The 22246-nt window shown below is 42.3% G+C and carries 19 protein-coding genes; 6 read left to right on the top strand and 13 right to left on the bottom strand.

Annotated features, from left to right (window positions below; genetic code table 11):
* Positions 1-607: 607 nt before the first annotated feature.
* Positions 608-5011, top strand: coding sequence for a GEVED domain-containing protein (locus GGR22_RS14940; RefSeq protein ID WP_182494318.1), 4404 nt, complete (start codon positions 608-610; stop codon positions 5009-5011).
* A 132-nt stretch (positions 5012-5143) separates the two neighbouring features.
* On the opposite strand, the gene GGR22_RS14935 is transcribed toward GGR22_RS14940, so the two are convergent.
* The 9 genes from GGR22_RS14935 to GGR22_RS14895 form a co-directional block, all read right to left on the bottom strand.
* Entirely contained in the window at positions 5144-5638 is a 495-nt protein-coding gene (locus GGR22_RS14935) for a hypothetical protein (protein ID WP_182494317.1), read from the bottom strand.
* Between the two features lie 23 nt (positions 5639-5661).
* Complete coding sequence (locus tag GGR22_RS14930) at positions 5662-6033, bottom strand: hypothetical protein (protein ID WP_182494316.1); 372 nt, start codon at positions 6031-6033, stop codon at positions 5662-5664.
* 31 nt (positions 6034-6064) lie between these two features.
* The gene (locus tag GGR22_RS14925) at positions 6065-6586 is read right to left on the bottom strand and encodes a hypothetical protein (RefSeq protein ID WP_182494315.1); all 522 of its coding nucleotides are present in this window, start codon (positions 6584-6586) and stop codon (positions 6065-6067) included.
* A 39-nt stretch (positions 6587-6625) separates the two neighbouring features.
* Positions 6626-7138, bottom strand: a complete 513-nt coding sequence (locus GGR22_RS14920) for a hypothetical protein (RefSeq protein ID WP_182494314.1) — start codon at positions 7136-7138, stop codon at positions 6626-6628.
* Between the two features lie 43 nt (positions 7139-7181).
* Positions 7182-8387 (bottom strand): PQQ-binding-like beta-propeller repeat protein, encoded by a 1206-nt coding sequence (locus GGR22_RS14915; RefSeq protein WP_182494313.1) that lies wholly within the window; start codon positions 8385-8387, stop codon positions 7182-7184.
* Positions 8388-8491: 104 nt separating this feature from the next.
* Positions 8492-9247, bottom strand: a complete 756-nt coding sequence (locus GGR22_RS14910; RefSeq protein ID WP_182494312.1) for a LuxR C-terminal-related transcriptional regulator — start codon at positions 9245-9247, stop codon at positions 8492-8494.
* Between the two features lie 493 nt (positions 9248-9740).
* Positions 9741-10745, bottom strand: a complete 1005-nt coding sequence (gene holA, locus GGR22_RS14905) for a DNA polymerase III subunit delta (RefSeq protein ID WP_182494311.1) — start codon at positions 10743-10745, stop codon at positions 9741-9743.
* 131 nt (positions 10746-10876) lie between these two features.
* Positions 10877-11278 (bottom strand): hypothetical protein, encoded by a 402-nt coding sequence (locus GGR22_RS14900; protein WP_182494310.1) that lies wholly within the window; start codon positions 11276-11278, stop codon positions 10877-10879.
* Between the two features lie 103 nt (positions 11279-11381).
* Positions 11382-12206: a helix-turn-helix domain-containing protein gene (locus GGR22_RS14895; protein ID WP_182494309.1), complete on the bottom strand. Its 825-nt coding sequence runs from the start codon at positions 12204-12206 to the stop codon at positions 11382-11384.
* A gap of 79 nt (positions 12207-12285) precedes the next feature.
* On the opposite strand from GGR22_RS14895, the gene GGR22_RS14890 reads away from it, so the two are divergent.
* The 3 genes from GGR22_RS14890 to GGR22_RS14880 all read left to right on the top strand — a co-directional run bounded on the left by GGR22_RS14890 (position 12286) and on the right by GGR22_RS14880 (position 14662).
* Complete coding sequence (locus GGR22_RS14890) at positions 12286-12732, top strand: type I restriction enzyme HsdR N-terminal domain-containing protein (protein ID WP_182494308.1); 447 nt, start codon at positions 12286-12288, stop codon at positions 12730-12732.
* A gap of 23 nt (positions 12733-12755) precedes the next feature.
* Entirely contained in the window at positions 12756-13742 is a 987-nt protein-coding gene (locus tag GGR22_RS14885; protein ID WP_182494307.1) for a glycosyltransferase family 2 protein, read from the top strand.
* Between the two features lie 83 nt (positions 13743-13825).
* Complete coding sequence (locus GGR22_RS14880; protein WP_121377199.1) at positions 13826-14662, top strand: OmpA/MotB family protein; 837 nt, start codon at positions 13826-13828, stop codon at positions 14660-14662.
* A gap of 211 nt (positions 14663-14873) precedes the next feature.
* Here GGR22_RS14880 and GGR22_RS14875 read toward each other — a convergent pair whose 3' ends face one another.
* Both GGR22_RS14875 and GGR22_RS14870 read right to left on the bottom strand, forming a co-directional pair.
* Positions 14874-15494: an L-threonylcarbamoyladenylate synthase gene (locus GGR22_RS14875; protein ID WP_182494306.1), complete on the bottom strand. Its 621-nt coding sequence runs from the start codon at positions 15492-15494 to the stop codon at positions 14874-14876.
* 48 nt (positions 15495-15542) lie between these two features.
* Positions 15543-17867, bottom strand: coding sequence for an ATP-dependent helicase (locus tag GGR22_RS14870; RefSeq protein WP_121377201.1), 2325 nt, complete (start codon positions 17865-17867; stop codon positions 15543-15545).
* Between the two features lie 152 nt (positions 17868-18019).
* On the opposite strand from GGR22_RS14870, the gene GGR22_RS14865 reads away from it, so the two are divergent.
* The gene (locus GGR22_RS14865; RefSeq protein ID WP_121377242.1) at positions 18020-18541 is read left to right on the top strand and encodes a DUF7935 family protein; all 522 of its coding nucleotides are present in this window, start codon (positions 18020-18022) and stop codon (positions 18539-18541) included.
* 48 nt (positions 18542-18589) lie between these two features.
* On the opposite strand, the gene GGR22_RS14860 is transcribed toward GGR22_RS14865, so the two are convergent.
* Entirely contained in the window at positions 18590-19492 is a 903-nt protein-coding gene (locus GGR22_RS14860; RefSeq protein ID WP_121377202.1) for a patatin-like phospholipase family protein, read from the bottom strand.
* Positions 19493-19558: 66 nt separating this feature from the next.
* On the bottom strand, positions 19559-21631 hold the full coding sequence (locus tag GGR22_RS14855) for a M1 family metallopeptidase (RefSeq protein WP_182494305.1): 2073 nt from the start codon (positions 21629-21631) through the stop codon (positions 19559-19561).
* A 110-nt stretch (positions 21632-21741) separates the two neighbouring features.
* On the opposite strand from GGR22_RS14855, the gene GGR22_RS14850 reads away from it, so the two are divergent.
* Complete coding sequence (locus GGR22_RS14850; RefSeq protein ID WP_182494304.1) at positions 21742-22245, top strand: hypothetical protein; 504 nt, start codon at positions 21742-21744, stop codon at positions 22243-22245.
* Position 22246: the final 1 nt, after the last annotated feature.

Raw genomic sequence — 22246 nt, 5'->3', positions numbered from 1 at the left:
GTAATTTTTTTCATACAGATTGGATTATATTGATTAACAGCAAAATATATCTTTTAAAAAATGATGAACAGCTTTCTTTTTTACGATTAAGGCAAAATAAAAAAAGTGCTTCTTCTTTCTTCATGGTTTAGTTTTTTTGTGAATTACGCAAAGGGAAGCACTTTTAAAAAATACGAAAACACCTAATTCAGCTAACAATAAAATGCTATGAAAGAAAAAGGTGTCTCTTGTTAAAAGTTAATTATGGTTTTTAGTTCATATGAGTTTACAGATTTAGGGGATCTAGTTCATCGGCTATACTTTTTTTAGAGACACTTTGCTATTAAAAAATAAGGCGCGCTCTCCAATAATTTCATGAAAATTTATCATCATAGTTTTATTCAGTGAAAATTATTACGTTATACAGATTTAGCAAGGAGGGCCTCCTATTTTTTAGCACAACATTTATATTCTTAGGATATAAAAATTTGAGATTTTAAAAACCTAACGCCATAAGGAAGTGACTTTGTACGCACGTCTTTATGGTTTATTTATTTACACTATAAAAATACCCAACTTATAGCACTGCTGTGGTGCTTGTTTACTTTAATCAATTTATACTTAAAAAATGAAAAATTTTACCCAACCTCATCGGAAGAAATTCCGAACCAAACAATGGCTGACCTTGCTGTACTGTCTGGGCATGAGTATCTTTCTCTATGCTTATTCGGGTCCAAGGCCAGACAATTACACTGCAGAAACTGGCTCACTAGCCTACTGTACTCCTGCCGCTACAGGAACATCCTACTATATTAAGGATTTTTCAACTACAGGAGCTACCCAAAATATCTCTAACCTTAGTTCTGGAATGGGAACCGGAGGCTATTCCGACCAAACAGCCAGGATCGTTCGCCAAGCAGCCAGCGGAACCATTAATTTCTCCGTAGCCTACAGCAGCGGTACTTATGGCCTTGCTATCTGGGTAGACTGGAACGGCGACACTACTTTTGATACCTCAGAAAGAGTATACCGTACTTCAGCTTACGGCTCATCTGCATCAGGAACCATCACTATTCCTGCAACAACAGCAGTCGGAACCTATAGAATGAGGGTGTTGGCCGATTACAATAAAGCCGATCCTGAAAATCCATGTACCTTCAACTCTGGAAATGGCGAAGCAGAAGACTATACGCTTGACGTAACAAGTCCTCCTAACTGCCTGCCTCCTTCTGACTTAGGAATAGGAAACGTGACCTTTACAGGAGCACAGTTTTCTTGGCTAAGCGAAGGAACTGTATTTGACGTAGAATACGGACCAGCCGGATTCGCTCAAGGAACGGGAACCATGGCATCATCTGTCGGAAATCCTTACGACGTTTCTGGACTGACAGCTGATACTGCTTACCAATATTATGTACGCAAGGACTGCGGCGCAGGAGATAAAAGCGTATGGGCAGGCCCGTTCCGTTTCTTTACCGGATACTGCCTTCCTGCTGCGACTTCAACTAGCTACTTTATCAATAGCTTCACCACTACGGGAGGTTTTGCCAATATCACTAATACGGGCACGACTATAGGAACCGGAGGCTATTCTAACTTCGCGGCTCAGAAAGTAAGCCACTTCGAGGGCGGAGCTGTAAGCTTCAGCGCAGCTTACAGCGGCGGCTCTGGATTTGCCATCTGGGTAGACTGGAACAACAACATGGCATTCGAGACTGGCGAAAGAATGTTCACTACGACTGCCTACGGATCGTCTGCAACAGGAAGCTTTACCGTTCCTGCCGGGACTCCTGTCGGAAACTACCGCATGAGAATCCGTATGGATTATAACAATAGCGGCCCATCGGACGCTTGTACCTTTACCTCTGGCAACGGAGAAGCAGAAGACTATACTTTTGAGGTAGTCACTCCTCCATCCTGCCTTCCTCCAACGGAACTAGGTGCCGGAAACATAACTTTTACGACAGCACAGTTTTCTTGGCTGGGCGAAGGAACCGTGTTTGACGTAGAATACGGACCTGCCGGATTTACGCAAGGCACGGGAACCATGGCTTCGTCTGTAGCCAATCCTTATGATGCCTCTGGACTGACTGCTGATACTTCGTACCAATATTATGTACGCAGGGCCTGCAGCAGCACAGATAAGAGCCCATGGGCAGGACCGTTCCGTTTCTATACCGGATACTGTCTTCCTGCCGCCACGGGAACAACTAACTATATCAAGGATTTTTCTACTACAGGAGGCTTTTCTAACATCAGCAACCTGAATACAACCCAAGGTACTGGCGGCTATTCTAACTTTGCTGCCCAAAAGGTAAGCCATTATGAAGGCGGAGTTGTAAATTTCAGAGCAGTATACAACAGCGGAACCTTCGGTCTTGCAATTTGGATTGACTGGAACAAAAACTTGGTTTTCGAGTCTACCGAAAGAATGTTTAATACTACAGGATACAGCTCATCACAAAACGGAACCATCACGATTCCTGCGGGAACGCCGGTGGGCAATTACCGCATGAGAGTATTGGCCGACTATAACAAAGACAATCCTGAAAATCCGTGCGGCTTTAACTCAGGCAACGGAGAGGCAGAAGACTATACTTTTGAGGTAGTTACTCCTCCTACCTGCATGCCTCCAACGGAACTAGGAGCCGGAAACGTAACCTTTACTACAGCACAATTTTCTTGGCTGGGCGAAGGAACTGTATTTGACGTAGAATATGGCCCTGCCGGATTCACGCCAGGAACAGGAACTATGGCTTCATCAGTAGGTAACCCTTATGATGTTTCTGGACTGACTGCTGATACTTCGTATCAATATTATGTACGCAGAGACTGCGGAGCTGGAGACAAGAGCCCGTGGGCAGGTCCGTTCCGTTTCTATACAGGTCCTTGCCGTTTTGCAGCGACTTCTACAAGCTACTTTATCAAAGACTTTATCACGACAGGAGGTTTCCTAAATATCAGCAATACTGCTACAGGCATCGGAACTGGAGGCTACTCTAATTTTGCGGCCATGAAGGTACAGCAGTCTGAAGGCGGAACAATCAACTTCAGCGCAGCCTACAGCAGCGGTTCCGGATTTGCGATCTGGGTAGACTGGAACAAAAACATGGCATTTGATGCCGACGAAAGAGTATTCAATACGACAGCCTACGGTGCTGCAGCAACCGGAAGCTTTGCGGTTCCGGCCGGAACTGTTATAGGCAGCTACCGTATGAGAATCATGATGGACTATAATAGTAGCAGTCCGACCACGCCTTGCGCGCCAAGTTCTGGCAACGGAGAGGGAGAAGACTATACGGTTGAAGTGGTAACGCCACCATCCTGCCTGCCTCCTACAAATCTAGCGGTAGGAAACATGACGCCTACAACAGCACAATTGACTTGGACAAGTACAGGGACATTGTTTGACGTAGAATACGGCCCGGCCGGATTCACGCCAGGAACAGGAACCATGACAACAGGAACAGCTAATCCACTGAATATTTCAGGACTTACAGCAGAGACTTCGTACCAGTTCTATGTACGTACAGACTGCGGTACTGACGGCAAAAGCGCTTGGGCAGGACCGTTCCGTTTCTTTACTGGATACTGTACGCCTGCTGCGACTTCAACAAGTTATTTTATCAGCAGCTTCACCACTACGGGCGGCTCTGCAAACATCAGCAATACGGGTACGACTATCGGAACCGGAGGCTACTCTAACTTTACGGCCATGAAAGTGCAGCAATACGAAGGCGCTTCTGTCGACTTCAGCGCTGCCTATAGCAGCGGTTCTGGATTCTCGATCTGGATCGACTGGAACAACAACATGGCTTTTGAAGCTACAGAAAGAGTATTTACTACTGCAGCCTATGGTGCTGCTGCAACAGGAAGCATTACCGTTCCGGCTACGACTCCAGTAGGAAACTACAGGATGAGAATCCGTATGGACTATAACAACAATGCTCCTGCCGATGCTTGTGGCTTTAACTCAGGCAACGGAGAAGCGGAAGACTATACGTTTGAAGTAGTTACTCCTCCTTCATGTCCTGCACCGACAGGCGGAGCAGCTGGAAACCTTACTACTGTTACAGCACAGCTGACATGGGTAAGCAGCGGAACGTCGTTTGACGTAGAATACGGTCCTAGAGGATTTACGCAAGGCACGGGAACAATGGCAACTGCTGTAGCACAGCCGCATACCATTTCTGGACTTACTGCCAATACAGCCTACCAGTTCTACGTACGCAGAAACTGCGGTGCCGGAGACCTAAGTACTTGGGCTGGACCGTTCTCTTTCACGACGGCTTGCGGAACACAGACTGTTCCTTACTTGCTTGACTTTAACGAGGTAACAGTTCCTGCATTGCCGTTATGTACGTCTATCCAAAATGCCGGAACTGGAAATAACTGGAAAACCGACAACGTAAACGGATGGGGCTTTGCTTCTAAAGTTTTGAACTACAGCTACAATTCGTCCAACCCGGCTAATGCTTGGTTCTATACGAACGGAATCCAATTAGAAGCGGGAACAAACTATACGCTGAAATTCCAATACGGAAACAGCGGTAATACGAATTATGTAGAAAGACTAAAAGTCAACATCGCTGCTTCTGCCGATTATAATGCGATGACACGAAACATCGTAGACTATCCGGCCATCACAAACAACACGCCGCTAGAATCGTCTACTACCTTCACGGTAGAAACAAGCGGTGTGTATTATCTAGGATTCAACGCCTACTCTATCACAGACAGGGCTCAGATTTATGTAGATAATATTGCGGTTGACGTATCGCTTTCTACTCCGGACTTCGAAACGACAGCTTTCAAAGCGTATCCGAACCCGGTAAAAGGCATACTGAATCTTTCGTATACGAAAAACATCACTGATGTTGCGGTATTCAACTTAATTGGACAGCAGGTAATCGCCAAGGCGATCAATGCTGACAATGGCCAAATTGATATGTCAAGCCTGCCAGCTGGTACGTATCTGGTAAAAGTAACTGCTGACAATGCAGTGAAGACCGTCAAGATCATAAAAGAATAGTTTAGGTTTCTTTTTGAGAATGGGCATGTATATTTTATATGCGTCCGAACATTAAGGTCGGTGGTAGTAGATCTTAATGCTAGAAAGCACTTCAAGTTTTGAAGTGCTTTCTTTTTTATAGCATAAGCCAATTTATTCGTAAGATCTATAGTTGATATACAAGATACATTGAGGAAGTATCTTTTTCATCTCCGCCACATGCTCTAATAAAATCTCCTCGTTCTCTTCTTCCGTAGAAACATATAGCTCTTTGAGTTTTTGGAGCTGAAATAAGCCAGGCAGGTCTTTGAGTCCGATTTTTGTCTTCAAGAGATCCAGATACACTAGATCGACCAATTGGTTCAGGTACGGCACGCTTTCGTTGGTAATATCCTTATGATCCCGCAAGGTAAGTTCTGAAAGGCTGGCAATCTTGCTGATATGCCTTACTCCTTCATCCGTAATGTTGGTAAATTTCAGATAAATTCCATGTATGGTCGGAATCCTGGAAGTCAGATACTCTAAAAACTGATCGTCTGTTTCTGAATCGATCGATTTATAGCCGCTGATTTCGAGCGGAATGTCTGCCAGCTTGGAAATGCCAAAATTGTTTTTCCAAAAATGTTTTTCTTTTCCTTTTAGATGCATGGCCTATTCTGTGGGATAATTTGCTATTCCTCTTTAAACCGTAGTTCGGCATAAAAAAGAATGCCATTTAAAATAATGTCCTTGATATCCTTATACTTTTTTGCCTCTTTTTCTTCTCCCATGCAATCAAACTTTTTGCTTTCGTAAAAGTAGGTAGCGGTATTGCCATAGCCTTCGCCTTCTTGTATATTAATGGAAACGATGCGCTCCATTTTCATAGCAGAAAACTTTTCGCTTGCTACGATAACGCCGTTCTTTTGTATGCTATAGCTGCCTTTATAATCAGAATCTTTGCTGGTAACATGATCAATGCTAATAGTATAGACACCCGAAGTTACGCTTTGTGCAGCGGCGGAAAAAGCCATAAAATAAATAATGATAAAAAGTTTGTTCATGATTTTAAGGTTTGGTTATTAAAAGAAGTGCCTATTCAATTATTCCGTAAGTCAGCTCTCCTGTATTATTTGAATCGCTAAAATACGTCCGAAAGCTATTTTTATTTCTAGATTTCCTCCATATATAATGTGTTACTGTTGAGCCAAGTATCTCAAAATTATCTATTTTGGATTTATATTTTTTATCCTTCAATTCTTTTTCGATCAAACTGGTGTTTGCTGCTCCATAAAAATCATACGTCACTTCTACGATTTTTTTGTTCTTTCCGTAGAGAATCTCAATTTTTTCAAGTTCCCCTTCATTCTCTAGATAAAATGAAAAGACTAGTTCTTCTTCAATTGCAACTCCTGATTTAAGATATTCCGTCTTTTCGACTTTATCGGTATCAAAATGCTTATTTTCCATATAAGAAACGATGTTCTCTCTTGTGGTGTTATGAAAAATATCATTGACCAGTGCCAATTTCTCATTTTCGAATTTTTCTTGTGAAAAAGAAAAAGTCGTGATAAGCAGAAAGCTTATAGCTAAAAATAATTTGGATTGAATTTTCATAGTTTAATGTTTTAGTTCATTTTTAGTTTGTCCGTGAGCCTAAGAGTTTGAAAGATCCTGAAACAGTTCTTCTAATTCATCATAAATTTCATACCCGTCACTGCCTTTCATCATGATATACATGACTACCATATTCGATTTGTCGCGTGTCGTGCTACCGCCCTGTACGCTAGTTATTTCCACATCGTTGTTGCCTTCAAGCGTAAGAGCGAACAGAAAGGCCTTGTTGCCTCGTTCCTTGTCTACCTCATCGTTCAGGCTCGCTTCTTGAATCTTTTTCGGATCGAAAGAATACGTAATAGTAAGATCCTCATAATTGCTTCCCCATGAGGTTACGCTTGTAAATGAGACCCATCCTTTTTTAGAAGCGTGTTCCGAAAAATTCATGTAGGTATGCGTCAGGTGTGACGGACTGCTATCGCCAGTCTTAATACGCACGTTTTTTACATTTTGGAGCAGCCCGTTGATATCTTTGATAATTTCTGATCTGCTTTGCGCTAGAAGGTTGAACGAGCTTGCAACCAATAGGAGTACCAATACTTTTGTTTTCATAATTTTAGGGGGTTAGTTAAATTTAGTTGTACTTTTTTTACGTCTATTTTCTATTCTTCTTATTTTTTAATTTTTCCTGCGCTGCTTTTGCCGCTTCGATTTTTTTCGGGTCCACGGGTTTCGGGTTGTTTATTTCCCATTGCCTTTCTGCCTGAACCCGCAGCCTATCCGCTGTTTGCTGATCCGGTTCAAAGTCCAGTCCATACAGCTGTCCATCGTTTTTAGAGATCAGCCAGATGGTCCTGCCGTCTACCCTAACCTGATGCGGATTCCATCTGGTCAAGTCGAGCCTCCGCAGCAGCTTGCTGTTTTTAAAATCATAATAGATGAGCTGCTTTTGGCAATACAGCCAGACACTTTCAGTATTCGTTGTCAGGATTGCGCCAGCATCATCGGGATCAAAATACGGTTCTTCTACTATGGTTTCTAGAGCTAGTGAGCCGGCTTTTCTTTTGTTAGTGCCAAGCACCAAAAGCTGCTTCTCGCTTAAAATAAAAGTGTGGCTTTGGGTTCTCTTGACCTGATGCTCCAGAGGGTCTATCTTATTCTTCCTTAAAAAGTCTGGCATAATTTCTTTGCCGTCATGTGTCAGGAATTTATATTCTTTTACAAAAACTTCGACCGTATCGATATAGGTATGCTTGCGGGTTTTTCCCTTTAGCAGGTTTCCGCTGTAGTCTGTTTCAAACCAGTTGTCGTCTTCCGCATTAGCAATAATTCGGTCTGGGCGGTACGCAGGCGCTACCTCAGCCCCATGTCCTATGTTTTTCTGCCAAAGCGTCTTGTCTTCTTGAAGGTCGTACGCCACTAATTTTCCGCCATCCCACAAAACCGTACAATACATCTTGCCATTGGCAAAATAGGGCTCGGATTGTAGCGATTCAAAAGGAAGCTCCTTACGTTTTGCTCCCGTATTCAAGTCGTATTGCGCCACTCTTGTCCTTCCCTTTTCATAATTTCCATAGAAAAAGGCAGCATCGTGCAGGTACGGCGGAGTATTCGATTTCCAGCCTGTATAGATTTCCCAGACCGGCTGCAAGCTTGCCTTATCGAGAGCATAGATTTTGTAGTCTGCGGCGTTGAAAAGAATCTTGTCGGCAGCAATAACAAGGGAAGCCGAAAGCGAAGTGGTCTCAAAGTTTTTAAATACAATATCGGATTTGTAAATTTCAGTTTGCGAAAAAGCCGCCGTGCCAGCCAAAAGCAAGGCATATCGCAAAGAATAAGAAAGAAAGCTCGCTTTTAGCATGATACTGTTTTTACGTTTAGTCCGTCCTTTATTTTAACAAAACTAGTACAAATACAAACTTCATAAAATACCCCTAAAGGGGTATTCTTTTGCGATTGCGAAACTTAAATAAGTCCTTGGAGGATGCTGTTTTTTATCAGCTCGACCGTGTTTTTAGAGTCCGACTTTGCCAAGATATTCTTGCGGTGTTTTTTGACCGTTAGCGGACTGATAAATAGTTTTGCTGCTATTTCATTATTATTTAGTCCGTTGCCCAAGAGGCGGATAATATCAATTTCGCGTTTCGAAAATTCGATACTGTGTCCGTCATTTTCATCCAGGCTTAGATTCATAAAAGAAGGCTCGCCATGCAAGCCGATAAGCGAAATCTTATAGGTATTAAAATTAGTAAGGTGGTCGATACGCGTGTGGATGTTGAGCGATTTTCCGTAGCCTCCATCATCATCCATAGTGAGCATCAAGGCTTGGTGGTTAAATAAGGCATACTCGCCATTGCGCAGCCTGCCTCTGTGGCAATAGCTTATCTTGTAGCTCATCAATTTATCACGGCTTATGTTTTCTGAAAAAAAACGAGTCAGGAAATCCTCTGCCTTTACGACAAAATCTAAATCTTCTGGATGGATTGCGCCCAGTATATGATTAAATGTTGTGTCTTCTTGATCAAACCCATGCATCTGGTAGAGCGCCGGACTTATGTGCGAAAGCGACATGTCGAAAAAATCAATAATGTAAAAATAAAACGGACCCGTGCTGATAATGGAATTCGTCAGGTCGTCAAACGAAATAGGATGCGACGATGTGGTTCTGGTGGTTCTGTTAGAAAGCCAGACATTATGAAGATTTTGTATTTCAGCGTCCATGTTATTGAGATTTGGCAAACAAATTAACATAAAATAAATTAAAAAAATAAGCGAAACCCAAAAAATACAACATATTACTTTTTATTCCCAAAAAAGCAGCGGTGTACTCTAGTTTCTGGAAGTTTTTTTTAAAGAATTTTTCAGATAGAGTACGGCTGTAAAAGTTCTTATAGGCTCTGCTCATGTTCTTATTGGCACTTCTCATGTTCTTATTGGCTTTCCTCATCTTCTTATTGGCTCTCCTCATCTTCTTATTGGATCTCCTAATCTTCTTATTGGCTTTCCTCATGTTCTTATTGGCTCTCCTCATGTTCTTATTGGCTTTCCTCATCTTCTTATTGGCTTTCCTCATCTTCTTATTGGCTTTCCTTATCTTCTTATTGGCTCTCCTCATGTTCTTATTGGCTCTGCTTGTTGAGTATTGGGCAAAAAAAATGCGCTTCCCAAAGGCAGCGCATTTCTTTTTATATAATTGTATTCTACTCTATCAGTACTAGCTAAAAATATTGGCGAGCATTTCCTTCATCAGGTCGCCTGGCGGCAGCCCGTTGGCACCAACACCTTTGCTCTTGACGTCGATATCGCGAAGCGAGGCCACAATCTGGCTCACTTTTTTCATCGGGTAATTCTTGATGGCCACGTCATACTCCTTAACAAAAAAGGGATTGATGCCCAAGGCCGAGGCCACGTTCTTCGGATTGCGATCTTTCAGTCCGTGGTATTTCAACAGCTGTATAAAAAAGCCGAACGTCTGCCCTACGGTCAATACCAGCGGATTGTCTTTCGGATTGTCGGCAAAATACTGTGCAATCTGGTAGGCCTTTTTGATGTTCTTCTCTCCTATGGCCTTGCGCAGCTCAAACACATTAAAATCTTTGCTGAATCCGATGTTTTCTTCTATGATTTCGGGCGTCACCGTGCTGCCTTGCGGCAAGATAATCGCCAGCTTGTCAAGCTCGTTCGCAATCTTGCTCAGGTCGGTTCCCAAAAAGTCGACAAGCATTGCTGCTGCCTTGGGCTCGATGTTGAGCTTCTTTCCAGCCAGCACGCGCTTGAGCCAGTCGCCTACTTGGTTTTCGTATAATTTCTTGCTTTCGTAGACCAGTCCGTTCTTATCTAAGACCTTCGTTACCTTCTTTCTCTTGTCGAGCGTCTTATATTTATAGGCCATGACCAGTACCGTTGTCGGCATCGGATTTTCGGCATAGCTTTCCAGCTTGTCGATGGTGCGCGAAAGCTCCTGTGCCTCCCTGACGATGACTACCTGCCGTTCTGCCATCATCGGATAACGCTTGGCGGTAGACACGATATCTTCTATAGACACATCGCGCCCGTAAAGTATCGTCTGGTTAAAGCCTTTTTCTTCTTCGGAAAGAAGATTTGCTTCCATATATTCCGTCAGCTTGTCGATATAATACGGCTCCTCGCCCATCAAGAAATAAATAGGCTTGATGATACCGGCCTTGATATCGTTGACAATTTTTACTACCTCATCCACACTTTTCTAATTTTGTATGCGTATTAAAGACCAAAAATAGTGCTTTAAAAGCAGAACTTATTGCTAAAAATAGCAATAAGTTCTAAAAAAAACCATAGCAGTGTAGGCCGCTGCCGGCTAAAAGGAGGATATTATCTGAGGCTGTACTGCGCTTGGCTTACCAAAGCTGTCCCCGTACTCGTGCTTTCTTTTTTTAAGACACCATCTACAAATACCTGCAGTTTCAAGGTCGAAGAAGCATTCGCTCCTACTGCATTTACGACAAAACTCGCTACTCTCGCATTGGCAGGTGCCGTAACTTCTGGGCTTGTCCATGCCAGTCCGCCCAGGCCCGTGACTGTCGTCAGGCTGGTATCATAGCCGTATACGGATTGGTTGATGGAAGATCCTGCAGAAACTTCTGCCTTAAACACAAGCTTGTGTGAATTTCCTCCGTTGGCATCATCGCCATCATCTTTAGAACAGCTCGTAAAGGCGAAAGCCGAGAGTGCAAGAATAAGGAAGGTTGCAATTTTGTTTTTTTCTGTTTTCATACATAAACGATTTTAAGGATTAAGAATTTTTGATCTGGACCAAGCCAGAAATCTTTTCCAAAATTAAAATCGAGAATCCTAACAGAATTGTATCAGAACGACATCACGCCATTGGGTCGGGGTAGATAAACGAAGCGCTCTCAGAGCCCAGGTTGGCCTGCCTCACAAAGTCATACGGAGAAAGGCCGGAGAATAATTTAAAATCTTTTATAAAATGAGACTGGTCGGTATACTCCAAGTCGTAGGCTACTTGGGTAAGATTGCCATACTGTACGGCAGAAATGGCCTGCAATGACTTCTCGAATTTGGCAATCCTTGCAAATTTTCGGGCAGACACGCCTACGTTTTGCTTGAACTTGCGCTGCAGCTGCCGTTCAGAAATATGATAGTGCGAGGCAATGGCCGCAAGGCTCTTTTCATTGTCCAATCGGTCGGCCCAATCGCCTTGAAAAAGGTTGTTGATAATCGTATCGCCTTTGGCTTGGGCTATCTTTTTATAAAAGTAGTGGCTGAGCAGGGCAACTCTTTCGAGATGGTCGTGAGCGTCTGTTAATAAGGTTGCGATTTCGGTCTTGTCCAGCAGTCCGATGTCGGGCATCTGGTCGGTAAGGTCGGCCGCATTGATGCCAAAGAAAGTATGCAGGGCATGAGGCTGGAAGCTTATTCCGAAATGCGAAAAACGGCTGTCCCAGAACGCATCGGTAGGCTGCGTATCGACACCGCTCAGGTAGCAGATGGGCTTGATGCCGCCATCGGCACCCTTGATGGGCGAAAACGAACGGATGTCCTGAAAGATAAGACGGGGATATCGGTCTGCAAAGGAACGGACGTGCAATACCTGCGTTTCTGAAGTACATACGTCGTAGCTCCAGAAATAACGTATCCAGTCTTTAAGGTCTGGATGTACAGCATATTGTTTATAGGTCATACGCTTCCGATTTCATCAATTGCTTTTGCATCAAATATACAAACAGGAAACATACAAACAAATTTTGTTTCTTTGCAGCATGCAGCAGCTCAATTTCAACACCTATGAATTCCGCTTCAAGAATACGGAAGGAAGGATTTCTATTTTCGACGAAATCCGCAGGAAATTTATTGTCCTGACGCCCGAAGAATGGGTCCGACAGAACGTAGTGCAGTACCTGCTTCAAGAAAAGAAATACCCGAAGTCGTATATTAATGTAGAAAAGATCATCAAGCTGAACGGCTTGGTCAAGCGCTATGATATCGTGGTGTTCCAGCCCGATGGCAAGCTGTTTCTTTTGGTGGAATGCAAATCGACCGACATTATCATCAGCCAGGATACTTTCGACCAGATTGCCCGCTACAATATGGCGCTCGAATCGGAATATTTAATGGTAACCAACGGCCTAAATCATTATTTTTGCCAGATGGATTATCACGAAGAAAAATACAATTTCTTAAAAGAACTTCCTAATTTCAGAACCTAGCCCCAATCGAAAACCAACATCTGATGAAAAAAACCGCCATCGTCATACTCAACTGGAACGGCCAGAAGCTGCTCGAAGAATTCCTGCCTTCTGTGTTGCGATTTTCTTCGGAAGCGAACATCTATGTGGCCGACAATGCTTCGTCGGATACTTCGGTTGATTTTATCAAAAAGACATTTCCGTCGGTAAAGATCATACAGAACACCGAGAACTTCGGCTTTGCCAAAGGCTATAACCAAGCCTTGCGGTTTGTAGAAGAAGAATATTATGCCTTGGTCAATTCTGATATTGAAGTGACAGAAAACTGGCTCACGCCCATTATCGAGCTGTTCGACCAAGAACCTGAAACGGCTATACTGCAGCCCAAAATACTAGATTATAAAAACAAGCAGTGGTTTGAATATGCTGGTGCCGGAGGCGGCTTTATCGACCAATATGCTTTTCCGTTCTGCCGCGGCAGGATCTTCCAGACGCTTGAAAAAGACAACGGGCAGTATAATGATACTGCAGACATCTTTTGGGCATCTGGAGCCTGCTTCTTTATCCGAAAAGACGTCTACAGAAAGCTCGGCGGCTTTGACGAAGACTTTTTTGCGCACCAAGAAGAAATCGATCTTTGCTGGCGTGCCTTTAACCAAGGACTGAAAGTAAAATACTGTGGAAAATCTACAGTGTACCACGTTGGCGGTGCGACTCTGAAGGAGACTAATCCGCACAAGACTTTTCTCAATTTCCGCAATTCGCTGTGGATGATGCTGAAGAACCTTCCGAGGAAGCGATTGTTTCCGGTTCTTTTCATTCGGCTGTCGCAAGACGGACTCGCTGGAATCAAGTTTGTATTCGAAGGCAAGTTTGCGCACACTTGGGCAATCCTGCGCTCGCACTTTAGTTTTTATTTAAATTTATTTAAGTTCTTAAACAAAAGAGAATCAAATCAATACGATAATTACTACAAAATAAAAAGCATCACCTACCAGTATTTCGTCAAGAAAGGCAAGGTTTTTGAATAAAATTTTAACAATAGTTTATAGATGTTAAACTTGATACCCTAGTATTAATCCTTAAATTTGTTAAAATTTTAAAACCGAAACCTATGAAAAAAGTCATTTTTATACTTTCGATTGCAGCATTTACGCTGACCTCGTGTGGTTCAAAAAAGAAAATTGCCGAACTAGAAGCAAAAAACAAAGAAATTCAAGACCTGCTGAACACTGCCACTGTGAAGCTGAACACTTGTTTGACAGAAAGAGAAGCTTTTGCCAACCAGCTTGAATTCTTGAAAAAGAACAATGCTGACCTGATCAACAATATGGGCAACTTGACTACCCTTTCTTCAAAAGGAGCAGAAAACCTTGAAAAATCATTAGAGAGCCTGAAAGAAAAAGACATCAAGATTACTCGTCTTCAAGACGCCTTGACCAAAAAAGACTCTGTTACATTGGCTTTGGTAACCAGCCTAAAAAGCTCAGTGGGTATCAGCGATCCGGATATCGAGATCAATGTTGAAAAAGGAGTTGTGTTCATCTCTATTGCAGACAAGCTTCTTTTCAAAAGCGGCAGCTACGTCGTGAGCGACAGAGCAAAAGAAATCTTGGCTAAAGTAGCGAAGGTAGTAAACAGCAAGCCAGACTTTGAATGTATGGTTGAAGGACACACGGACAACGTTCCTTACAAATCAAATGGTGTCTTGTTAGACAACTGGGATTTGAGCGTGAAACGTTCTACGTCTATCATCCGCGTATTGCAAGAGCTGAATGTAAATCCAAAACAGTTGATTGCAGCAGGAAGAAGCGAGTACATTCCGTTAGTAGACAACAACTCTGCTGAAAACAGATCAGTTAACAGAAGAACTAGAATTGTGGTATTGCCAAAAATCGACCAGTTCTATGACATGATCGAAAAAGAAATGAAAAACTTGGCGAAGCAATAAGCCGTCCAAAATAAGCAGTAAATGAAAAAGCAGGCCCGAAAGCCTGCTTTTTATGTATCCCTAACTTTTTTTATTAATAACCAATTAAATATTTAAATTAAGAATAGCATACGGTATAGATCGTTATCACTAGTAGGAACTTCTTAATTGGTAGTGCTAAATTAGGATTAAATTATCACAAAAGCGAAAGTTTTGTCATAAAACTCGCATTTTATAAAAAATCAATACTGCCTTTTCCTTCCCTTACGACTACGGGTTCGCTGCCCGACAAGTCAATTATCGTCGATGGCTGGTTGTCTCCATAGCCCCCGTCGATGACCACATCTACCAGATTCTGCCATTTCTCAAAGATCAGTTCCGGATCGGTAGTGTACTCGATTACGTCATCATCATCGTGGATGGACGTAGAAACAATAGGATTCCCGAGCTGTTTTACAATTTCCAAAGCAATCGAATTATCAGGCACACGAATACCTACAGTATTTTTTTTCTTGAACTCTTTTGGCAGGTTGTTGTTGCCCGGCAAGATAAACGTATACGGTCCAGGCAATGCCCTTTTTAACAGCTTGAACGTAGACGTATCAATCTGCTTTACATAGTCTGAAATATTGCTCAGATCGTGGCAGACAAAAGAAAAGTTAGCTTTGTCGAGCTTTATGCCCTTGATTTTGGCGATACGCTCCAATGCTTTTGTATTGGTAATATCACAGCCAAGACCATAGACAGTGTCTGTAGGATAAATAACCAACCCTCCTTCTTTCAGCACTTTGACTACGCGGTCGATTTCTTTCTCGTTGGGATTCTGAGGGTATATTTTAATAAATTGTGCCATTTTTCTTAAAGTCTTTTGATTAAAGTTACGACAATTTTCCCAAACAATTTAGGATAGGATATCCAGCTTGGCAAAACGCAGTAGCAATTTTTTGATGCCTCCGACCTCAAATTTAATTTCAGCCTTCTTGTCGGCACCCGCTCCTTCGATATTGAGCACCTGCCCTTTTCCAAACCTTTCGTGCATGACAATATTCCCCACATTCAGCTTGCTGTCTGAAACTGGAGCACCAGACGAAGCATTAGAAGAAACAGGCTTTAATCTTCGGATGCTGGAAGACGGTTCTTCTTCGCCGTACTTTTTAGGCGGCGTGCCGTTTGTAGGCTTTGCCAGTCGCAATTTCGACTTATCTACGTCGCCAAAAATATCCATATCAATCATCGGCTTGTAACGGTAGTTGCCTTCTGCCGGAGTCAGGTATTCTAGATATTCGCCATCGATTTCTTCAATAAATCGTGATGGTTCAGAATCGGTAAGTTTTCCCCAACGGTAGCGCGATTGTGCGTAGGTCAAATAGGCCTGATGTTCGGCACGTGTCAAGGCTACATAAAACAGCCTTCGCTCCTCTTCCAGTTCGCTTCGGGTGCTCATACTCATGGCACTCGGAAATAAGTCTTCCTCCATCCCTACGACAAATACATAAGGGAATTCCAGTCCTTTTGCCAAGTGAATGGTCATCAAGGCCACGCGGTCATCATCGCCTGTATCTTTGTCCAAATCAGTAGCCAAGGCTACATCTTCTAAAAACTCAGACAAGGCGCCTCTTGCTCCGTCGATTTCTTTCTGCCCTTCGATGAAATCCTTGATACCGTTTAAGAGCTCTTCTATATTTTCAAGACGCGCGATTCCTTCCGGAGTGCCGTCTTTTTTCAATTCTTGTATCAAGCCCGTCTTTTTGGTCACATGCTCTGCCAGATAAAAAGCGTCGTGGTTCTGGTCGATGACCTGAAAGCTTTTGATCATGGTCACGAAATCCTGCAACCTCGATTTTGTTCCTGAATTCAGCTTTAGGTCAATCTTGTCGATATGCTCCATCACTTCAAAAATCGAACGCTTGTAGTGGTTGGCCGCAATCGTCAGCTTTTCGACCGTAGTATCGCCGATACCTCGTGCCGGATAATTGATAACGCGTATCAGCGCTTCTTCATCCTTCGGATTGATAATCAATCGCAGGTAGCAGAGAACATCCTTGATTTCTTTTCTTTGATAGAACGACAAGCCGCCGTAGATTCGATACGGAATGTCACGTTTTCTCAAGGCATCCTCCATCGCACGCGATTGGGCGTTGGTTCTGTACAAGATGGCGAACTGTCCGTTCATCATCTGGAGCTGCATCTTCTTTTCAAAGATTTCGCTGGCCACAAATCGGCCCTCTTCACCATCGGTCAGGCTTCGGTGTACTTTTATCTTCGGACCGTCGGCATTTGCCGTCCAGACAATCTTGTCGAGCTTGGTCTTATTCTTGTCGATGATCGAGTTGGCCGCTTCGACTATATTTTTAGAAGAACGGTAATTCTGCTCCAGACGGTAGGTCTGTACGCCTTCATAATCTTTCTGGAAGTTCAAGATGTTATTGATGTTCGCTCCGCGGAAAGCATAAATACTCTGCGCATCGTCACCAACGACGCAGATATTTTGGAATTTGTCCGACAAAGCACGAACGATCAAATATTGCGAATGGTTGGTATCTTGGTACTCATCGACCAAGATATAACGGAATCGGTCTTGGTATTTTGCCAAGACATCCGGAAAACGGTTTAGCAGTTCGTTGGTCTTTAATAACAGGTCGTCGAAATCCATTGCGCCTGCCTTAAAACAGCGCTCAACATAGTTTTGGTAGATTTCTCCAAGACGCGGCTTTTTCGACATGGCATCCTGCTCCTGCAAGTCTGGGTTGTTGAAATAGGCCTTGACCGTAATCAAACTGTTTTTATAGGAAGAAATACGCCCAAAAACCTGCTTTGGCTTGTAGACGTCCTTATCCAATTGCATTTCCTTGATGATAGAGCCGATCAGTCGTACCGAATCCTGCGAGTCATAAATCGTAAAATTGGAAGGATAGCCTAGCTTGTCGGCTTCGGAGCGCAACATTCTTGCAAAAACCGAGTGGAAGGTTCCCATCCAAAGATTCTTCGCCTCGCTCGAACCTACGATATCTGAGATACGCTTTTTCATTTCACGGGCTGCCTTGTTCGTAAACGTCAAGGCAAGGATATTAAAGGCATCGACACCCTGATGCATCAGGTAGGCAATGCGTATGGTTAATACCCTGGTTTTTCCTGAGCCTGCTCCTGCAATAATAATCATTGGGCCGTCCTTTTGGAGAACAGGCGCCTGCTGGGCTTCATTAAGCTGGCTTATATACTGCTGCATTTTTTTTAGTTTCTTTTACTTGCAAAAATAAGGATTTAGATTGTAGAAAAATAATGGCACCTATAAGAAATGGTTGCCGTTCTTATTTAGTTATAAACAATGAATTTTATGAAAAGAATGTCCTATTTTTGCGTTCTTTAAAAGCATATTCTATGGATACTACAAAAATAATCGAGCTGTTGAGCTATACTCTTCCTGCCGTAATCACTGGAGGCGTAGCCTACTATTTTTTCAGCCTTCATACTAAAAACGAAGAAGGCCGCCGCAGGTACCTCATCCAGAAAGATGCGCAGAAAAGCGCGCTTCCTATCCGACTGCAGGCTTATGAAAGAATGGCTTTGTTTTTAGAAAGAATAAACCCTTCCAACCTTTTGATCCGCATTGCTCCTACTTCGAGCGACAAGATGGATTATCAGGATTTGGTCATTTCGCATATCGAAAACGAATTTGAGCATAACCTTACGCAGCAGATTTATTTATCAGACGAATGCTGGACGATTATCACGACGGCTAAAAATGCTACGATACAGATGATCCGAAAAGCGGCCTTGAATCCTGCAACGGATACGGCAAATAAATTACGCGAAGCGGTCTTGAGCGAACTGTTGGAAAAACAATCGCCAAGCAACAATGCTTTGGCTTATATCAAAGACGAAGTCGGAGGACTTTGGTAGATTGTCAGGAATAAATTATAACGAAAGCTTCTTTACAGAGGCTTTTTTTTATATCTGGATCTGGCTCATGTTTTCGCTCTTATTTTTAGCATAGTCATAGCCTTGGTGCCACCAATCTAGCATGATTTTTTTATTAAAAACAAGCGGATTGTCGGTCAGTTTTGTTGGCGTGTAATAGAAATTGAGTTTTACATTCTTGGCTGCTGCTGCCAATCGACCGATAATAATATCTTTTCGTTCGACTTGGTCGATAATCGTTCCGAACAAATCAATCGTAAGCGAGAAAGGATTTTTTCCGATGACTTTTTCGGCCGTATTGTGTTCGGTTTCCAAAACAATTACGTCTACTTCTGTCGCGCCGCGATTGATGGCTTCTTGTATCGGAATTACATTGGAGATACCGCCGTCGGCATATTCAAAATGGTCTTTGGTCACAAGGCTCATAAAAGGAATATAGTTGCAGGAAATCCAAATCCAATCGCAGAAATCTTCATAGCAGCAATCGAGGATGGATTTGTATTCTACGCAGTTCTTTGTGATGTTGGTAACCGCCACGATAATTTCTTTGGAGGAATTCCGTAGTTCGGCAAATTCTTCTTTTGAGAAATTATCTTCGATATAGTTTTTGAGGTTTTTGCTTTCGCCGAAAGTACGCTTCCCTTTCATGAATTGCATGATCACGTTAAAGTGATTGATGGTAATGACTTCTTGATTCTTCTTATGCTTGATGATAAAGGGATTGACGCTGAAAATTTTGTCCATATCTACGTTCGTATACAGCTTGAAAATTTTGTCTTCTTTGTCCAAGGCCAGATGCGGAATCAAAAGGCTTCCTGTGGAAGACCCAATAAACAAATCATAGCATATATTTTTTTCTTTGATAAGGTATTGGGCAACGCCGCCAGCAAATGCTCCTTTGCTTCCGCCACCCGAAATAACTAATGCTCGCATAAATGTGTGGTGATTTTTCTTTAAAAATAATGCTATTCTGCTGAACTAAGGACAACTTTAACAGTTCTATGGATTTAATAGTCTTTCTAAAGCGACCTTTTCATTTTCTTGCAAGGAGGGCAAAAGCTCGGAGAAAAACAATTTGTATTTTTCCTTTTTGATAAGCTCTCTTATCTTGTCTCTTGCAAATTTAGAGAACTGCCATTTGTGGTGCGTCAACGGATTGACAAGCATGCGAAGGACATTGGTATCGTTCGGATTAATATACAGAAGATTGATCAGCGCATTTTGGCGGATAGAGCTTTCGTAATTTGGAGAAGCATAGCCTAAAAGCTCGTCGTAATAGCCTAGCTTATTTTCAGGCTCAAAATCTTTTGTAGCCAAGGCCATCGTAAGCCATAAGATTCTGAGATTTTTGTCGTTCATGCCGATCCAATTCCTAGATTTGTCCAAATATTTTGTCCTGTTATCCGGAAACTGCGACCATAAGACATTTAAGGCTATTTCTTTTGTGACATAGGAATTGTCATCTAGAAACGTTTCAAAATCAGGCAGAAATTCTGCCGGAAACTTATTCAAGGTCTTGGCAACCGCCTGCCTTACTTTTATATCTTTTGACTGTATTGCAATCTGGATAAAAGGAAGCTTTTCAGGAAAATCTAACGATTGCAGCTGGAAAAGAATTTCTTCTTTTATCGGATAGTAAGCATCCGATTTCAAGGTTTCTTCGAAAACCTGCTGTTTTTCGGCCAAAGGTTTTTCGGCTAATGAAAGTACGTCTAGATAGTTCTTGATAAATTTATTCTTTTGCAAGATTCCCAACGCTTCTGTTACTTCAAAGCCTGATTTTTCCAGCCATATTTCTTGAAATTTCTTTGTGTCGTACTTGGAGACAGCATTGATTTCTGCCAAAAAATCAGCGGTATTTACATTTTTGAAAGCGTATTTTTCCAAGTATTTTTTTACGGCTTTGTTGAAGTTGTTGGCCCCTACGTTTTCACGCAGCACATGCAAGGCCCAGGCACCTTTCTGGTAAAAAGTAAGCGCGCTTGCCTTCTCGTTCATCAACGGAATGGTATCTGTTTTAGACGCCTGCTGCAGCCTTTCGGCAATCTCGTACATTTCCCAATTAAAATGGTCTTCGCCAAAAAGTTCTTTTTCTGCCAGAAGCGCATAATAGGTCGCAAAGCCCTCCTGCAGCCAATGATGCTTTCCTGACGTTGCGGTAATCAGATCGCCAAACCATTGATGCGCCAATTCGTGGGCATTGACGTTGATGTAATTTCTATCGTTAAAACCGATTTCATCGACAACATAATCTTGGGAGAAAATCGTGGAAGTCGTATTCTCCATTCCCCCATATAAAAAGTCTTTTACCGGAACCTGTCTGTAGATTCCCCACGGATATTTCACACCGATTTCGCTTTCGAAAAAGTCAAAAATTGTCTTGCTGTATTTGTAAGTGTATTCAAATTTTGAGGCATCTTCTTGCGAAAGATACATTTCTAAAGGTGTTCCGGATGCTGTCGTTTCAGTCTGTTTTGCAAATTTCCCGATAGCAAGCATGGCCAGATAAGAACTCATCGGCTTTTCCATCTGGTATTCCCATTGTTTTTGCGCTTGATTTACATCGGCTACCTTTTTTAATTTGCCGTTAGACAAGACTGTGAAATCTTTATCAAAAGAAATAGTCAGTCCAAAAATGACCTTCTCGTTTACGTCGTCAAAACTCGGCAGCCAATAGCTTGTGTATTTGCCTTGGCCTTGTGTCCAGATCTGTAGATTTTCTTTTTCGCCTATAAAATACAATGTCTGTTTTGGAGTTGCTTCGTACTCAAACGTGAGCGTGTTCTTTCCCTTTTTAAAGCCTTTGAAAAGCAATAGTTCTTTACCCGAATTCTTGAACTCGACTGTATTATTGTTGATCTTTAAATTCGAAAAACTCATGTTTTTGGCATCAATCCGAATCGTATCAATGGTTGAAAGTACTTCAAAAACATACGTAGTTTTTCCTGCTATTTTTTTGTTAGCCGCATCTAAAGAAAGTGTGGCATTCAACGTCTTGAAATCCACTTTTTGCAGTTGCTGTGAAAAAAGAAAATAAGGGAAAAGAAGAAAAAGAAATGGTAGTCGTCTCATTTTAAAAATATCTGAATTTCAAAGTTACGAAGGTTTCAGAAACAATACAGAATTATTCTATTTACACGAAACTTTTTTGCTATATTGTGTTGCCCAAACTTATATTGATCATGTTCGAGAAACATCCTCATTTGGAAAAAACAGTCCGATTCCTTGAAGAAATCGGAATATCGGTAGTTGTGAAAAATCTAGAAGAAGAAACGTTTCTTCCCGGATTGGCTTTAGGTCCTAGCACTGTTTATGTAGATTATGAAAAGCTAAAATATCCAGGCGATATGCTGCACGAAGCCGGCCATTTGGCCGTGACAACTTCTGCAGAAAGAAATCGAGCCGGAACAACCGAAATGGCAGCAGATTGGCCTACTCAAGGTGAAGAAATTGCGGCCATGCTTTGGTCTTTTGCGGCAGCAAAACACTTGGACCTGCCGATTGAATTTGTCTTCCATCCCGACGGCTATAAAAATAATTCGGATTGGCTGATTTCTAATTTCAATGGCGAGAATTATATCGGATTGCCTTTACTGGAATGGGCCGGACTTACTTTTGGCAAAGAACGCGCGCTCAAAGAAAGAAAGGAAGCTTTTCCTGTAATGGCTAAATGGTTAAGAGATTAGA

Source organism: Flavobacterium gossypii, assembly GCF_014138495.1.
In the GTDB taxonomy this organism is placed as follows: Bacteria; Bacteroidota; Bacteroidia; order Flavobacteriales; family Flavobacteriaceae; genus Flavobacterium; species Flavobacterium endophyticum.
This window is presented reverse-complemented; position numbering and strand designations above follow the sequence as displayed.

Coding starts and splice junctions, on each gene's coding strand:
- GGR22_RS14900 (WP_182494310.1), bottom strand. CDS start 11,278: ATGAAAACAGAAAAAAACAAAATTGCAACCTTCCTTATTCTTGCACTC.
- GGR22_RS14920 (WP_182494314.1), bottom strand. CDS start 7,138: ATGAAAACAAAAGTATTGGTACTCCTATTGGTTGCAAGCTCGTTCAAC.
- GGR22_RS14910 (WP_182494312.1), bottom strand. CDS start 9,247: ATGGACGCTGAAATACAAAATCTTCATAATGTCTGGCTTTCTAACAGA.
- GGR22_RS14930 (WP_182494316.1), bottom strand. CDS start 6,033: ATGAACAAACTTTTTATCATTATTTATTTTATGGCTTTTTCCGCCGCT.
- GGR22_RS14855 (WP_182494305.1), bottom strand. CDS start 21,631: ATGAGACGACTACCATTTCTTTTTCTTCTTTTCCCTTATTTTCTTTTT.
- GGR22_RS14860 (WP_121377202.1), bottom strand. CDS start 19,492: ATGCGAGCATTAGTTATTTCGGGTGGCGGAAGCAAAGGAGCATTTGCT.
- GGR22_RS14865 (WP_121377242.1), top strand. CDS start 18,020: ATGGATACTACAAAAATAATCGAGCTGTTGAGCTATACTCTTCCTGCC.
- GGR22_RS14925 (WP_182494315.1), bottom strand. CDS start 6,586: ATGAAAATTCAATCCAAATTATTTTTAGCTATAAGCTTTCTGCTTATC.
- GGR22_RS14880 (WP_121377199.1), top strand. CDS start 13,826: ATGAAAAAAGTCATTTTTATACTTTCGATTGCAGCATTTACGCTGACC.
- GGR22_RS14850 (WP_182494304.1), top strand. CDS start 21,742: ATGTTCGAGAAACATCCTCATTTGGAAAAAACAGTCCGATTCCTTGAA.
- GGR22_RS14870 (WP_121377201.1), bottom strand. CDS start 17,867: ATGCAGCAGTATATAAGCCAGCTTAATGAAGCCCAGCAGGCGCCTGTT.
- GGR22_RS14940 (WP_182494318.1), top strand. CDS start 608: ATGAAAAATTTTACCCAACCTCATCGGAAGAAATTCCGAACCAAACAA.
- GGR22_RS14935 (WP_182494317.1), bottom strand. CDS start 5,638: ATGCATCTAAAAGGAAAAGAAAAACATTTTTGGAAAAACAATTTTGGC.
- GGR22_RS14895 (WP_182494309.1), bottom strand. CDS start 12,206: ATGACCTATAAACAATATGCTGTACATCCAGACCTTAAAGACTGGATA.
- GGR22_RS14885 (WP_182494307.1), top strand. CDS start 12,756: ATGAAAAAAACCGCCATCGTCATACTCAACTGGAACGGCCAGAAGCTG.
- GGR22_RS14875 (WP_182494306.1), bottom strand. CDS start 15,494: ATGGCACAATTTATTAAAATATACCCTCAGAATCCCAACGAGAAAGAA.
- GGR22_RS14890 (WP_182494308.1), top strand. CDS start 12,286: ATGCAGCAGCTCAATTTCAACACCTATGAATTCCGCTTCAAGAATACG.
- GGR22_RS14915 (WP_182494313.1), bottom strand. CDS start 8,387: ATGCTAAAAGCGAGCTTTCTTTCTTATTCTTTGCGATATGCCTTGCTT.